Here is a 14,704-nt window from a genome sequence, read left to right as displayed (position 1 = left end):
TCCACCCCTATAATGCGCCACCTCTTCGTACTGTCCGTTCAAGGAAGAACCCGCTCATGCGCCATTGCCTGCTGCCATCGCTGCTGATCGCCGCCATTTTGCAAGTCAGCGGCTGCGCCGCGTACCGCGATTACGACTTGGAACTGCAACAGACCACGCAACAGCTCAAGGCCGGCAACATCGATGGCTCGCTCGCCTTGATCGAGGCGCACAACCCGGGCGAAGAGAAGGATCTGCTCTATTACTTCGAGAAGGGCGCGGTATTGAGCGCTGGCGGTGAGTTCCCACAGAGCCAGGTCGCCTGGCGCAGCGCCGAGCAGATGGTCATACAGCGCCAGGACACCCTAGAAACCACCGGCGACAAGTTGCTCGCCGCCATGGGCAATCAGTGGGGCAGCATCATCAATGACAAGCTGCGGCGCTACGATGGCTACGATTACGAAAAGGTCATGCTGACCACGCAAATGGCCCTGAATCAACTGGCCCTGAATGACTTCGACGGCGCCCGTGCCGACATCAAGAAAACCCACGAGCGTGAAGCACTGATCGCCCGGCAACGGGAACTGGAATACGAGCGGGTCGAAGAAGCGGCCAAGGCCAACGGCGCCCGCGTTCACTACAAGGATCTGCAAGGCTACCCGGTAGTCATGCTGGAATCGGCCGCCGTGATTGCCTTGAAGAACGGTTATCAGAGCGCGTTCAGTCACTACCTCGCGGGCTTCACCTACGAGGCACTCGGTGAAAAAGATCTGGCGGCACCCGGCTATCGTCAGGCAATTGAGCTGCGCCCGGACATGGCGTTTTTCCAGCAGGCCCTGCGCGACCTCGACAATCCTGGGCTCAAGGCCAACGAAAGTGACGTGCTGATCATCGTCCAAAGCGGTCTGGCGCCAGCCCGCAGCTCGGTGCGCGTACCGTATCCGGTGAAGCTTAAGGACGGTCAGGTCATCGTCGCCAATGTCTCATTCCCGGTGATGGTGCCCGACACGTCGACCCCTGCCTTCAATCAAGTGAGCATCGACGGTCGGCAGAACAAGCTGATCGCGGTCAACAGCATTACCGACATGTCCTTGCGCACCCTGCGTGACGACATGCCAGGCATTATCCAGCGCACCACCTACCGGGCCTTTCTGGCGGCGGACGTTCAGGCCACGGACAATCGACGCGATCCGAGCAAAGCTTCGTATGTCACCCACTGGGACGGTTTCGAGCAGGCCGACACACGCACCTGGCGCACCTTGCCCAACCTCACCCAAGTCGTGCGCCTGCGCCTGAAGAAGGGCGACCACTTGATCAGCCTCCCCAACACCCCGGGGACTGCTCCGTTGAAAATCCGTATCGACCAGAACCGCCAAGTCGTTGGTCTGCGCGCCCTGGGCGATCGAATATTTGCCAATGGCAGTGCATTTCAGTCCAGTGGAGCACCGGCAAGCAGCGTGGTATCGAACCTGAAATAAGTAATGGCACCTAACTAACCAGTGCAATTAAAAAGCTATTACATAGCCACCATTCGCCGCTTATAATGCCGCGCCCTCGCTAACGCGAACCGGCATTAAAGCTCCTCAGGATATGAGGAATTGGCAGGAGGCCAGCGCCACTGTCGATGGGTCACACCAGCCCGACCAGCATCCGCGGCTGTATTTACTCCAGGGAAGAAGTACCCCCATGGCATTCCGCGCTCCCTCCTTGATCGCGCTCAGCGCGGTCACTTTGCTGTCCGGCTGTTCCGCTTTCCGCAATTACGACTCCGAACTGGCCCAGACCAATCAGCAACTGGCGACCGGCAACGTCGACGCTGCGCTGACCCTGCTGGAAAAGAACAACAGCGGCCCGGACAAAGACCTGCTCTATTACTTCGAGAAAGGTGAGTTGCTGCGCGCCAAGGGTGACCTGTCCGGCAGCCAGAGCGCCTGGACCAGCGCCGATCAGGTGGTCGGTCAGTGGGAAGACTCGGTCAAGCTCGACACTGGTAAGTACCTGGCTCAGTTCGGCAGCTTCATCGTCAACGACAAGGTGCGTCGTTACGAAGGCTATGACTATGAAAAAGTCATGCTGACCACGCAGATGGCCCTGAACCTGCTGGCGGTGAATGACTTTGACGGCGCACGCACCGCGATCAAGCGGACTCACGAGCGTGAAGCGGTGATCGCCGACCTGCGCGACAAGGAATACCTCAAGAGCGAAGAAGAGGCCGAGAAAGAAGGCGTCAAGACCCAGTACAAAGACCTGCAGGGTTATCCGGTCGCCAGCCTCGATGCACCGGAAGTCGTCGGCCTGAAGAACAGCTACCAGAGTGCGTTCAGCCATTACCTCTCCGGTTTCGTCTATGAAGCCCTGGGCGAGAAAGGCCTGGCTGCACCGGGCTACCGCAAGGCCGCCGAACTGCGTCCGAACACGCCGCTGCTGGAGCAGGCGCTGATCAACCTCGACAAGCCGGTCAAATCCGACGACAGCGACATCCTGATCGTGGTGCAAAGCGGCCTGGCGCCGGCACGTGACTCGATCCGCATTCCGTTGCCGCTGCCGATTTCCAACAGCGTGGTGATCACGCCGCTGTCGTTCCCGGTGATCAAACCGGACACCTCCACCGCCACCTTCGCGCAGATCGGTGTCGACGGTCAGCAGGTTGACCTGACGGCCCTCAACAGCACCACGGCGATGTCCCGTCGCGCCCTGCGCGACGACATGCCAGGGATCATCGTGCGCACCACCGTGCGCGCAATCACCAAAGGCGTGGCGCAGAAGAAGATCAACGAAACCAACCCGCTGGCCGGTCTGGCTGTCGGTATCTCTTCAGCTGTGCTCGAAGGTGCCGATACCCGTACGTGGCGTACCCTGCCGGACTACACCCAAGTGGTGCGTCTGCGCCTGAAAAAAGGCGAGCATCAGGTTACCCTGCCGAGCGCTGTTGGCGGCTCGGTGGTCAAGGTCACCGTCGACCAGCGTTATCAGGTCATCAGCCTGCGCGCCGTCGGTAACCAGGTGTTCGCTGGCGGTCTGGCCGCCCACGTGATCCCGAGTGCCAGTGCGACCAACGTCGCCAGCCTCAAACAACCTTAAGAACGGAGTCTTTGCATGCGCTTCAAACTCATCGCCGTCGCCGCCCTCGCCTTGCTGGCGAGCGGCTGCGCCACCCCGCCACCACCTGAGCCGGGCAGCGCCGCGAGCAAAGTCGTGGCCATGGGGCCGCAGAAACACATCGTCGTCGGCGCCATGCGCGTCGCCCGCGAAAACGGTTTCATGACCGTCAACGTGCAGTTGAGCAACACCCTCAACAGCAACAAGACGTTCTACTACCGCTTCGCCTGGCTCGGCCCGGAAGGCTTCCCGATTGCCGACGAGGAAGTCTGGAAAAGCCAGATGATGTACGGCGCCCAGACCAGCTTCATCCAGGGCATCGCCCCGACGCCGAAAGCCGTGGACTTCCGTCTGGAACTCAAGACGCCGTAAGCCCGCCACCCTATTTCTGATTTAGAGAGCATTCCCATGTTTGCACGCTTTTCCTGCATTGCCGTTATTGCCCTGCTGGCCTCCGGCTGCGTCAACACTTCGCCGACCCTGGGCAGCAAGAACATCAGCTACGGCGATACCAAAGCCGTTGAAACCGTGACCAACGAATTCGGTTCGACCGACCTGCAGATGATTGCCGAGTCGATGACCCGTTCGATGGCTCAGTCCGGCATCCTGCAAGGTCGCCCGGTGGTTCAGGTCTACGATGTGAAGAACAAGACCAGCGAATACATCGACACGCGTGAGATCACCACCAGCATCAAGACTCAGCTGATGAAGACCGGCGTCGCCCGTTTCGCCAGCGACAACACCGCCATGCAGAGCCAGGTCGACCAGCTCAAGCTGCAAAACCAGAGCGGCCTGTACAAGAAGAGCACCGTGGCCAAGACTGGCAACATGATCGCGGCCAAATACCGTCTGGAAGGTTCGATCAGCTCGATCGTCAAGCGCAGCAGCGACTACAAGGACGTCTTCTACAAATTCAGCCTGCAACTGATCGACGTTGAAAGCGGTCTGGCCGAGTGGATGGACGAAAAAGAGATTCGCAAAACCACGGAGCGTTAATTGATGCGCGCATGGATTGGCATGATGGCCCTGGCTTGCGCGTTCAGCGTGCAAGCGGCCCCGAAAGTCGCGGTAACGGATCTGGCGTACCAGGAACGTGTGGAGCAATACATCCACATCGTTTCGTCGCAGAACAATTACCGCGAGGGTTACTACAGCTCCAGCGGCTCGTCGAACTACAACGAGTACGAAGCGAACACCAGCTACATCGAGCAGGCCGAGCTGCGTAAATTCACCGGCGACATCAAGGGTGAAATTCTCCGCACCGGCATGTTCCAGCTGATCCAGGGCACGCCGTACACCGCTTCGTCCAAGGGTGACATCTACGATGTGATCAAGCGGATCAAGTCCGGCGCCTTCAAAGGCGCCGACTATGTGTTGTTTGGAACGGTGTCGGACATCGACTTCACCCAGGACATCAACGAGCTGGCGAACACCGACAGCTATTCGGCGGTGCTGGGCCTGACGCTGGTGGCGGACTTCAGCCTGATCAATACCAAGACCTTCGAGATCACTTCGGCCTTCACGGCGATGGGCGAAGCGCAGGACACCAAACTGGTGAACCACCGCGACATCAAGATCTCGCTGAACCGCCCACGGGTGGTGCGTGACGTGTCGAAGGCGCTGGGTGAGGACGTGGCCGGGCAGCTGAGCATGCAGCTTGGTGGTGGCGGTTACGAGCAGCCGCGCGAAGCACCGCAGCGCAACAACCTGCCGCGCGATACCGCGCCGGTGATCCTGCGCTGATTGCAGGCCTGCACAAATCTGATGTGAACTTTGTGCTGGGGACTCTTGTGCTGGGGACTTTGTGGTGAGGGGATTTATCCCCGATGGCTCGCGAAGCGGGCCCCCTCTTGATCTTAAAAGAAGGGGCCGCTGCGCAGCCCATCGGGGATAAATCCCCTCACCACAGTTGTGTGTCTGTGAGGTTTAGGCGGCTGCTTTGCGCAGCGTCGCCATAAACGCCGCCGCGCCAATGAACAGCCCGGCAAACGTGCGGTTCATGCGTTTCTGCTGTTGCGGTGTGCGCAACAGACGCAGCACCTTCGAGGCCAGACCGGTATAACCGGCCATCACAATCAGGTCGACGCAGATCATGGTTGCGCCGATCACCACGTACTGAATCAGCAGCGGCGCGTGCGGATTGATGAACTGCGGCAGCACCGCCAGCATGAACACCAGCGCCTTGGGGTTGCTGATGTTGACCAGAAAACCACGGAACACCAATGCCAGCGGCTTGCCGATCGGCCGCACTGCCGCGTCATCGCTCATGTCCATGGGCTGCGCGCGCCATTGCTTGATCGCCAGATACACGAGGTAAGCGACACCGAACCATTTGATCGCGTGGAAGGCAGTCGCCGAAGCGGTCAGGATCGCGCCAACGCCGGCGCCGACAATCGCAATCTGCACCGCCAGGCCAATCTGCAGGCCGAGGGCATTCCAGTAACCGCGCCAGAATCCGTATTGCAGACCGCTGGACATCGACGCAATGGCGCCAGCACCCGGGGACAGACTGATCACCCAGCAGGCGGCAAAAAACGCCAGCCATGTTTGAAGCTCCATCGCACACCTCGCATCTGAATCGTGACAGACGCTCAAGCTAATGCGGATCGGAGCTAAAAGCAAAAGATCGCAGCCTCCGGCAGCTCCTACATTGGAATACGATCCCTGTAGGAGCTGCCGAAGGCTGCGATCTTTTGATCTTGCTTGAAACCCTACTTCTCAAACCCGCTAGACGGAAACACATCCGTCCCACGCCAACGCCGCACCGAACGCTGGAAGAACAGACTGTTCGGCACCTGCACCATCGCGCTCCCCGTCCCCAACTCTTCCGCTTCGATCAACGTCGTGTAAAGCAGATTGATCGCCACCACCCGCCCCTTCACGCCAGGCTTGTCCGTGGTGTCGACCAGTTCAACGATATCCCCCAGCCGAAACGGCCCGACCGTGAAGATCAGAATCGCGCACAGCAGGTTCGACAGCACACTCCACATCGCGAAGAACGCCACCGCCGCCACCGCGACGAAACCCGACAGCGCCGTCCACAACACCGTGGCCGAAACACCGAGGCGTTCCAAAACAAAGATCACCGCACTGCCCATGATCAGCCAGCGCAGCACGCCACGCAGCGGCATCAGCAACTGCGGCGGGAACGGATAGCGCTCACCCAGGCGGGTCAGGCACTTGGCAACGAAGCGTTGGGCGAGATAGCCGGCCAGCAGGATCAGCAGAATCTGCACGCCCAGCCAGATTGGCTCGACCCACATCGCCGGCAGCGGCAGCTTGAACGCTTCCATCAGGACAGCGCCTCCAGCTCCGCCTGCATGCTTTCCAGCACCTCGAGGGCTTCCATCCACGCTTCTTCCAGCTCGGCTTCGCGAACCTTCAGCTTGGCTTGCTCGGCCAACAGATCACGCAACTCGTTCTTGCGCGCCGGCTCGTAGATGTCGCTGTCGCCGAGGCTGGCATCGACCTTGGCGAGCTTCTCGTGGAGCTTGCCCAGCTCGGCTTCGAGCTTGTCGGCTTCGCGCTTGTGCGGCGCCAGTTGCTGACGCAAAGCAGCTGCAGCCTGACGCTGAGCCTTCTTGTCAGTCTTGTCCGGGTTGGCCGGAGTGTTGCTGACCGGCGCATTGCGCTGGCGGTATTCCACCAGCCAGCGCGCATAGTCTTCGAGGTCGCCATCGAACTCTTCGACCTTGCCGTCCGCGACCAGGTAGAAGTTATCGGTGGTGCTCTTGAGCAAGTGCCGGTCGTGAGACACCACCAACACCGCGCCGCTGAATTCCTGCAGCGCCATGGTCAGCGCCAGGCGCATTTCCAGGTCGAGGTGGTTGGTCGGTTCGTCGAGCAGCAACAGGTTCGGACGTTCCCAGGCTATCAACGCCAAGGCCAGACGCGCCTTTTCGCCACCGGAGAAATTCAGCACCGGCTCATCGATGCGCGCGCCACGGAAGTCGAAACCGCCGAGGAAGTCGCGCAGGGTCTGCTCGCGTTCGCTCGGTGCCAGACGCTGCATGTGCAGCAACGGGCTGGCCTTGGAATCCAGCGAGTCGAGCTGATGCTGGGCGAAGTAGCCGACCACGGTGTTCTCGCCACGGGTCAGGCGCCCGGCGATCGGTGACAGCTCGCCGGCGAGGTTCTTGATCAGCGTCGATTTACCCGCGCCGTTCGGGCCGAGCAGGCCGATCCGTGCACCCGGGGTCAGTTGCAGCTTGACCTTCTCGAGGATGGTTTTGTCGCCGTAACCCAGACGCGCATCGGACAGGTCGATCAGCGGGCTGGAGATTTTCGTCGACTCGCGGAAGACAAAGTCGAACGGCGAATCGACGTGAGCTGCCGACAACTCTTCCATCCGCTCCAGGGCCTTGATCCGGCTCTGCGCCTGACGGGCCTTGGTCGCTTGCGCCTTGAAGCGGGCGATGTAGCTTTCCATGTGCGCACGTTGCGCCTGCTGCTTCTCGTAGGCCTGCTGCTGCTGGGCCAGACGCTCGGCACGGGCGCGCTCGAACGCGGTGTAGCCACCACGGTAGAGGGTGATCTTGCGCTGATCGACATGCGCGACGTGATCGACGACTTCGTCGAGGAAATCACGGTCGTGGGAAATCAGCAGCAAAGTGCCCGGGTAGCTTTTCAGCCACTCTTCGAGCCAGATGATGGCGTCGAGATCCAAGTGGTTGGTCGGTTCGTCGAGCAGCAATAAGTCCGAAGGACACATCAAGGCTTGCGCCAGGTTCAGGCGCATCCGCCAGCCACCGGAGAAATCCCCGACCTGACGATCCATCTGCTCGTTGGTGAAACCGAGACCGGCGAGCAACTTGCGCGCTCGCGCATCGGCGGTGTAACCGTCGGCGCTGTCGAGTTCCGAGTGCAGGCGGGCCTGAGCGGCACCGTCATGCGCCGCTTCGGCAGCGGCGAGGTCACGTTGCACCTCGCGTAGACGCAGGTCGCCATCGAGCACATAGTCGACGGCAAGGCGCTCCAGCGTCTCGATTTCCTGGCGCATGTGGGCGATGCGCCAGTCGGCCGGCAGGAAGCAGTCACCCGAGTCCGGGTGCAGTTCGCCCCGAATCAAGGCGAACAGGCTCGATTTGCCGGCGCCGTTGGCACCGATGAGGCCAGCTTTGTGGCCGGCGTGCAGGGTCAGCTCGGCGTCTTCTAGCAGACGTTGCGGGCCACGCTGTAAAGTCAGGTTCTGAAGTCGGATCATAATGGCGGCGGAGTCTACCAGCTTCGCTCACAACTGGCGCGAGTAGCACGATGTCCTCTGACCTGTGGAGCTTTTCCCTTGCCACCTACGCCCGCACGGGCGTGGAAGATGCTTGTCTGCAACTGCAAACGGCGGGCGCGAATGTGTGCCTGCTGCTGTGTGGTTTGTGGCTGGAACAACGCGGGGTGACTTGCGATGAACAACGCGTTCGCCAGCTTCAGGCGCTGACCGAGCCGTGGGATATCGAGGTAGTGCAGCCGCTGCGGGCACTGCGCACGCAATGGAAAACCCCGGCGGTGGAGGATGCGGTGTTGAAAGGCATGCGCGAGCAGATCAAGTCACTCGAGCTGGAAGCTGAGCGAGTGTTGTTGTCACGGCTTGAGGGTGTGGCGCAGGAGTGGACGCGAAACGAGGCAGGTTCGATGACCTGGCTGGAAGGCTTGGCCGGCATGGCAGCCAGCCCGAACCGCGACGCGCTGCAAGTGCTGCGCGTCGCGGCTACCGGCACTTAGGAAGCGCTGGTTGGGTTGTTGCTGGTGCTCGACACAGCGGCTGGCGATGACGCAGTCGAAGGGGTCGAGGTGGTAGCGGCTGGAGCAGGTGCCGCTGGCGCAGCCGACGCTGCCGGTGCGGCAGGTTTGGCGGCAGGCGCGGTAGCCGGTTTGGCGGCAGCTGGTTTGGCAGCGGCTGGCTTTTTAACGGCAGGTTTTGCAGCTGGCTTGGCGGCTGGTTTTGCAGCAGCAGGCTTGGCGGCAGCAGTCGTTGGTTTGGCAGCAGCGGCCGGTTTAGCGGCTGGCTTGGCTGCCGGTTTGGCGGCGGCTTTCACGGCTGGTTTTGCAGCCGGTTTTGCAGCAGCTTTGGCTGGCGCTTTTGCCGCAGGTTTGGCTGCTGCTGGTTTAGCGGCAGTCTTGGCAGCTGGTTTTGCCGCAGCAGGTTTGGCGGCCGGTTTAGCAGCGGCGGTTTTCGCTGGAGCAGCTTTGGTAGCGGCTGACTTCGCAGCTGGTTTAGCAGCAGCGGCACGGGTAGCCGGCTTGGCAGCGGCAGTACGCGCAGCAGGTTTTGCCGCTGTGGTTTTAGCCGCTGGTTTTGCAGCGCTCGCCGCAGCAGGTTTTTTCGCAGCAGGTTTTGCAGCCGCTTTGGCCGCTGGTTTTGCAGCGGTTTTTACTGGTGCTTTTGCAGCAGGCTTGGCAGCGGTTTTAGCAGCCGCTTTTGCAGCAGGCTTGGCCGCTGCAGTTTTCGCTGGAGCTTTGGCTGCAGCAGGTTTTGCAGCAGCTTTCTTCGCCGGTGCCGCTGCTGGTTTGGCCGAGCGAGTCGACAATACTTTGCCCACGGCTTCTTGAACGCGGCCAACACCCTGGGCCAGTTTCAGGCTTTCCTGGGCGTCACGCTTGAGTTGCAGAATGTAGCTGCGGGTATCGGACTGACGATCCTTGAGCGCATCGAGCAGGTCTTCCAGTTCTTTCACTGCGCCTTTGGCTTTGGTCTGTGCCTTGGCTTTACCGGCAGCCGCTGCGTCTTGCAATTTGGTACGCGATTTGTGCAGTTTTTCTTGCGCCTTGCCGCGTTGCTTTTCCAGTTTGGCGAGCAGTTTTTCAGCATCAGCCAAGGCTTGCGAGCAAGCGTTTTCCAAATGCTCGAGCAGGCTGCCCGAGAGTTGTTGGAGTAAGTGCAACGGAGTGTTTACAGGCTTCTTGGTGGCCGACATGGTTTACCTCCTGGCTGACGTGAATGCGGCTCATACTAGACCTCTGCTGCTACCGCCGCTAGGTCATCTTGACAGTATCGAAACGGTTGCGTTGCAACGAAGTGAAAATGTTCTTCGACAAGTCAAAAGCAGTTCACCGTTGCAGACGTTTGCGCTGGCATAATCCACCGCATCTCAGGACGGAGAGTGCCCATGTCGCGCTACCTTTTTTTATCCCTCTGCATGGTTTTTTCAGTGGCTCACGCCGACGAAAAAACCACCGCGAATGACGCTCACGATCTCGCCTACAGTCTCGGTGCAAGCCTGGGTGAACGCCTGCGTCAGGAGGTTCCACAGTTGCAGATTCAAGCGTTGGTCGAAGGCTTGCAGCAAGCCTATCAAGGCAAGCCATTGGCGCTGAGTGAAGCACGTATCGAACAGATTCTGGCTGATCACGAAGCACAAAATGCCGAACATTCGGCGCAGCCTTCCAGTGATGCCGCGATGGAAAACGAGCAGCGGTTTCTCACGGCAGAAAAAGCCAAACCGGGCGTGAAGGAATTGGCCGACGGCATCCTCCTGACCGAGCTGACGCCAGGCACTGGCGCCAAAGCCGGGCCGGATGGAAAAGTGCAGGTATTGTATGTCGGTCGCTTGCCCGACGGCACCGTGTTCGATCAGAACACTCAGCCGCAATGGTTCAACCTCGACAGCGTGATCGCCGGTTGGCGCACCGCTTTGCAAAACATGCCGGTGGGCGCGAAATGGCGCCTGGTGATTCCATCGGATCAAGCGTATGGCGCGGACGGTGCCGGTGACCTGATCGCGCCATTCACACCGCTGGTGTTTGAAGTGGAATTGCGCGGCGCGACCAGTTGAGCAGGCAATAAAAAACGGTGCGCTTTGGGCGCACCGTTTTTTTTGATCGGCAGAAAGGATCAGGCCTGGACCGGATCTTCTTCCTTGTGCGCTGTGTGCAGCACTTCAATCAGGCAGTCTTCGAGTTCGAAGCGCTCGTGCAGCAAACCACCCAGCTCCTTGAATTTCTCGGCAACGCATTTGCCCTCATCACACAGATCGTTGAACGCGAGCAGCTTCTCGGTGATCACGTCGATGCGCGGATAGATTGTCTCGGCGAGTTCCAGGCCGCGCTTGTCGTTGAACGCCTTGGCTTCGCCGGTCAGCTGTTCGTAGATTTCGAAATGCCCGGCCGACACGTAATCGACCAGCACACCGCAAAATTCCTGCAAGGGCTTGCGGCTCTCGGACAGCGACTCAGGCTGTGCACCCAGTTTGTCGTAGGCACCGATCAGATCTTCACGCTCTTGCAACCAGCGGTCGATCAGCAGATGAACTCCACCCCAGCGTTCCTGAGCATTCTGACAACTTTCGAGCATGGCGATCTCTCTTCCCTTGTGGGTCATGCTGCTCTACACCCGCGCCTCTCTTCTGGTTTATCGCTTGGAGTGCGGACGGGCAGAGCGTCATCGAGCAACATAAATCCAATGACACGTGCGGGCCAGATTATGCCCGCGCGCCTATGGCTTCAAGGTACGCAGGAGATAAAGTTCATACAAGTGTTTAATCCCTGACCAACCCCCGGTGCGACGCTTCGCCGCTGAGCGGTCGTTGCAGAGCGTTCCAGACCTGTCGCACGAGTTGAAAAAACGCCAGCACGGAGACGGCCATAAAGAACAGCAGGCTCCACTCTGGAACGCTCAGGTCAAACAGCGTCCAGGAAATTTCCGCGCAATCGGCGCTGCCGTTAAACATCCGCACCGCCGCACACAGCCATGGCAGGTTGCTGAACAAGGTGGCGGGATCGGGTGAGCAGTTTGCCAACTGCAACACCGGATCGCTCTGCAACAACACCTGTCGCCAGGCCGCAGTGGTTCCGCCGAGGCTGGCACCCAGCGCGGCCACCCAATAGAACGACAGACCGAGGCGTTGCGGGCCGTGCACCGCCGCCAGTCCACAACAGGCTGTGAGCAGCGTCATGCACAATCGCTGCACCAGGCACAGGCTGCACGGCACCAGGCCAACCGCGTATTCAAGGTAATAGGAAGCTCCCAGGGCAACGGCCCCCGCAGTAAAAGCCATGAAAAACAAGGAGCGTGAGCAGGCCAACGACATGGCTTTTCCGTAACAGTAGAGACAGGCAGTTACGGTAGAGGAAAGCGCGTCAGCCTTTCAAGGCGGTGGGCTGGCGACACTTCGGTAAAGGTGTAGGGAAAACCCGACAGGGTAGAGAGGAAAAGGTAAAGCACGCTGTAGGACTTTGCCTTCGAGGCTGATTTGCAGGCAATCAATAGTCGCGAAACGAAAACGAGGGAGCGAACTCCCCCGTGTTTTCAGGCGCGAGCAGGTACCGGCAACGGCGCAGCCAGCAGGCGCTCATCCAACAAACCGAGGCCTTCCTGGAACAGCTGGTTGCTGCGCTCGGTATCACCCAGTTGCGCCAGCAAACGCGCCAGTTCCGCGCAGGTTTCCGGATTGCGCTGCACACGCAGGCTGCTTTCCAGATAATCGCGCGCCTTGCCCCACAGGCTGGTTTGCAGGCACAGACGCCCCAAGGTCAGCAGCAGGCTCGGATCGTTCGGATGTTCCTTGAGCCAGCCTTCAGCCGTCTGCAGCTGACGCGCCGGATCGCTGCCGCGCACCAGGCCATACAGGCGGGCCAGATGGCTGTCGTACTTGCGCTTGATGGCGCCGCGCAAGACTTCCTCGGCTTCCACCTGAGCGCCCAACTGCCGCAGTTGCTCGGCATACGCCAGCACCAGCGGCGATTCCTGACGTTGCGCGGAAGTCAGTTGCTGCCATGCCCGATTGAGCGATTGCAGGCCCACCGTGCCGTCCTCTTCGCGATGCGCCGCCAGCGAAAGGTTCTCGCCCCAGGCGCGTCGTTCGAGTTCAGCCAGTTCGGCCGCTGGCAGGACCTTGTCCTTGCGCAGCTCCGGCAGCAGGCGAATCACCGCCGACCATTCACCACGCTGCTGATACAGGCGCTGCAACTGGCGCAGCGTCTGCGCATTGTGCGGATGGCGTTCGTGCATCGCTTGCAGCGTGACCAGCGCCCCATCGGTATCGCCACGATCGGTTTGCAGTTGCGCATGGCTCAGGGCAATCGCCAGTTCGGCCTGCGGCTGACGCTCCAGCGCACGCTCCAGCAGGCGGTCGCATTCTTCGTAATTGCCTTGCTCATTGGCGGCGCGCGCAGCGCCGAGGTAGTACAGCAACGGTTGGCGTTCGGCTTCAGCCGCGCGATGCAGATGACGTTGCGCGCTGGCCCAACGCCCTTCGGCCAAGTCCAGTTGCCCGTGTTCGATCGCCACTTGCACGCGACGGCTGCGGTTGCGCCGTGACCATGGATTAACCACGCCGCTGGAGGTCATCACCAGCTCGACCAACGCCTTGATGCCCCAGATCAGCAGCCACAGCACCGCGATGACCGCCAGCGTTGCCCACAGGCTCGCTTCGTAGCGAAAGCTCTTGTAGGCGATCAGCACGTAACCGGAATGCTGCGCCACCGCAAAACCCAGCGCCGCTGTCGCCGCGATCACCAGGAACACGATCACATACAGGCGCTTCATGGCGTCGCCTCCTGCGCGGAATTGGCGGCAGGCTTGGCAAAAGGTTTCACCGATTCTTCAGCATTGACGTTGCGCCGTTCCAGATACGCCTGCACCGCGCTGAGAGTGCCGGCCAGATCCGGCGTGTTGACCGTGACCGGCTCTTTGCTCAATTCGCCAACCTGCTCCAGCATCACTTTGCTCTGCGGGTTGTCCGGATTGAAATTGCCTTTGAGCACGTCACGCGCCTCGGCCAGTGCCTGGGTATAAACCGGCGCCTGTCCGTTGAGCGCCGCCCACTGCGCCTGCTCCAGCGCCAGGCTCAGGGCCAGACGTACCTGGCTCAGGCTCTGCCCGGCCAGCAGCGGCCGCACATTCTTGTCGGCGTTGAAATCGATACGGATGTAACGCGAAACCTGATCCCACCACTGTGCCCAGCGACTGGCGCCGTCACCGTCGGCAGTCAGGCCCAGCAGCGATTCGCCGCGATCCTTGTACTCCGGCGCCAGCTCGGTGAGGTCAATGACCTGATCGCGCAACGCGCCGAGGCGCAGGAACAGCCCGGTGCGATCCGGCTGCGCGGTGCTGCGCAGGGCCACCAGGGTTTTCGCCACTTGCTCGCGGGCAGCGAAAGAACCAGGGTCGTTCTGTTCGCGGAGAATTTCGTCGGCGCCCTGCACCAGTGCCTGCGCGCTGCTGATGTCCTGCAACGCGGAAAGACGCAGGCTGGCCAGACGCAGAAGGTGTTCGGCCTCGGCCAGACGCCAGTCCTTGCGGCTCGCCCCGAGAACGGTTTCCAGGCGTTGGTTGAGGCGTTGCTGATCGCCCTGAAGCTGCGTCACCAGACGCTGGCGCTCGGCAAGTTCGTCGGCGCCCGGCAACTGCGCGAGGCGCTCGGTCAGACGCTGCTCGTTGAGTTTCAGGCTCTGCGCCTGATCGTTCAGCGCCTGCACCTGGCCCGACTGTTGTTGGGTGTTGGTCTGCAGGTGACGGACCTGCCAGACACCCCAGCCACCGATCGCGACACCGGCAGCACCGAGCAACAGGGCGACGATGGCCAGTCCATTGCCTCGGCGCGGCTCGTTGGCCGGCGGTGGAGTTTCAACCTGCTTTTCAAGCACGACAGGCTGGACATCATCTTTTGGCAAGGCTGTTTCGCTCACGTATCCA

At 60.7% G+C, this 14,704-nt stretch carries 15 protein-coding genes; 7 read left to right on the top strand and 8 right to left on the bottom strand.

Going from position 1 to position 14,704, the window contains the following annotated elements; translation table 11 throughout:
* The first annotated feature begins 56 nt into the window (after window positions 1–56).
* The 5 genes from ACZZ0B_RS27730 (at window position 57) to ACZZ0B_RS27710 (ending at window position 4,821) form a co-directional block, all read left to right on the top strand.
* Window positions 57–1,457 carry a COG3014 family protein gene (locus ACZZ0B_RS27730; protein WP_463546718.1) on the top strand — a complete coding sequence of 467 codons (1,401 nt, stop codon included), beginning with the start codon at window positions 57–59 and terminating at the stop codon, window positions 1,455–1,457.
* A 208-nt stretch (window positions 1,458–1,665) separates the two neighbouring features.
* A complete protein-coding gene (locus ACZZ0B_RS27725; RefSeq protein ID WP_008084527.1) occupies window positions 1,666–3,060 on the top strand; it encodes a COG3014 family protein in 1,395 nt (464 codons plus the stop codon).
* Between the two features lie 15 nt (window positions 3,061–3,075).
* Window positions 3,076–3,450: a YcfL family putative periplasmic lipoprotein gene (locus tag ACZZ0B_RS27720; RefSeq protein ID WP_008084528.1), complete on the top strand. Its 375-nt coding sequence runs from the start codon at window positions 3,076–3,078 to the stop codon at window positions 3,448–3,450.
* 36 nt (window positions 3,451–3,486) lie between these two features.
* Window positions 3,487–4,074: a penicillin-binding protein activator LpoB gene (gene lpoB / locus ACZZ0B_RS27715; RefSeq protein ID WP_008084530.1), complete on the top strand. Its 588-nt coding sequence runs from the start codon at window positions 3,487–3,489 to the stop codon at window positions 4,072–4,074.
* Window positions 4,075–4,077: 3 nt separating this feature from the next.
* Window positions 4,078–4,821: a hypothetical protein gene (locus tag ACZZ0B_RS27710; protein ID WP_008084532.1), complete on the top strand. Its 744-nt coding sequence runs from the start codon at window positions 4,078–4,080 to the stop codon at window positions 4,819–4,821.
* Window positions 4,822–5,004: 183 nt separating this feature from the next.
* Here ACZZ0B_RS27710 and rhtB read toward each other — a convergent pair whose 3' ends face one another.
* The 3 genes from rhtB to ACZZ0B_RS27695 form a co-directional block, all read right to left on the bottom strand.
* On the bottom strand, window positions 5,005–5,637 hold the full coding sequence (gene rhtB, locus ACZZ0B_RS27705; RefSeq protein ID WP_008084534.1) for a homoserine/homoserine lactone efflux protein: 633 nt from the start codon (window positions 5,635–5,637) through the stop codon (window positions 5,005–5,007).
* A gap of 152 nt (window positions 5,638–5,789) precedes the next feature.
* Window positions 5,790–6,371, bottom strand: coding sequence for a mechanosensitive ion channel family protein (locus ACZZ0B_RS27700; protein ID WP_008084536.1), 582 nt, complete (start codon window positions 6,369–6,371; stop codon window positions 5,790–5,792).
* Complete coding sequence (locus ACZZ0B_RS27695; protein ID WP_463546717.1) at window positions 6,371–8,281, bottom strand: ATP-binding cassette domain-containing protein; 1,911 nt, start codon at window positions 8,279–8,281, stop codon at window positions 6,371–6,373. The genes ACZZ0B_RS27700 and ACZZ0B_RS27695 overlap by 1 nt, the downstream gene beginning before the upstream one ends.
* 50 nt (window positions 8,282–8,331) lie before the next feature.
* On the opposite strand from ACZZ0B_RS27695, the gene ACZZ0B_RS27690 reads away from it, so the two are divergent.
* Entirely contained in the window at window positions 8,332–8,793 is a 462-nt protein-coding gene (locus ACZZ0B_RS27690; RefSeq protein ID WP_463546716.1) for a TIGR02444 family protein, read from the top strand.
* Here the strand turns inward: ACZZ0B_RS27690 and ACZZ0B_RS27685 are convergent.
* The gene (locus ACZZ0B_RS27685) at window positions 8,790–9,986 is read right to left on the bottom strand and encodes an AlgP family protein (protein WP_463546715.1); all 1,197 of its coding nucleotides are present in this window, start codon (window positions 9,984–9,986) and stop codon (window positions 8,790–8,792) included. The genes ACZZ0B_RS27690 and ACZZ0B_RS27685 overlap by 4 nt on opposite strands.
* A gap of 192 nt (window positions 9,987–10,178) precedes the next feature.
* Here ACZZ0B_RS27685 and ACZZ0B_RS27680 point away from each other — a divergent pair, with 192 nt between their 5' ends.
* A complete protein-coding gene (locus ACZZ0B_RS27680; protein WP_158832105.1) occupies window positions 10,179–10,844 on the top strand; it encodes an FKBP-type peptidyl-prolyl cis-trans isomerase in 666 nt (221 codons plus the stop codon).
* A gap of 59 nt (window positions 10,845–10,903) precedes the next feature.
* On the opposite strand, the gene ACZZ0B_RS27675 is transcribed toward ACZZ0B_RS27680, so the two are convergent.
* The 4 genes from ACZZ0B_RS27675 to ACZZ0B_RS27660 form a co-directional block, all read right to left on the bottom strand.
* A complete protein-coding gene (locus ACZZ0B_RS27675; RefSeq protein WP_064116385.1) occupies window positions 10,904–11,362 on the bottom strand; it encodes an Rsd/AlgQ family anti-sigma factor in 459 nt (152 codons plus the stop codon).
* 184 nt (window positions 11,363–11,546) lie between these two features.
* A complete protein-coding gene (locus tag ACZZ0B_RS27670) occupies window positions 11,547–12,098 on the bottom strand; it encodes a disulfide bond formation protein B (protein ID WP_158832103.1) in 552 nt (183 codons plus the stop codon).
* 218 nt (window positions 12,099–12,316) lie between these two features.
* On the bottom strand, window positions 12,317–13,555 hold the full coding sequence (locus ACZZ0B_RS27665) for a heme biosynthesis HemY N-terminal domain-containing protein (protein WP_463546714.1): 1,239 nt from the start codon (window positions 13,553–13,555) through the stop codon (window positions 12,317–12,319).
* Window positions 13,552–14,697, bottom strand: coding sequence for a uroporphyrinogen-III C-methyltransferase (locus tag ACZZ0B_RS27660; protein WP_008084554.1), 1,146 nt, complete (start codon window positions 14,695–14,697; stop codon window positions 13,552–13,554). Before ACZZ0B_RS27660 ends, ACZZ0B_RS27665 begins: the two co-directional genes overlap by 4 nt.
* Between the last annotated feature and the right edge of the window lie 7 nt (window positions 14,698–14,704).

The organism is Pseudomonas sp. AC247 (assembly GCF_979258015.1).
Note: the sequence above shows the minus strand (reverse complement) of the source record. Positions and strands in the feature narration are given on the sequence as shown.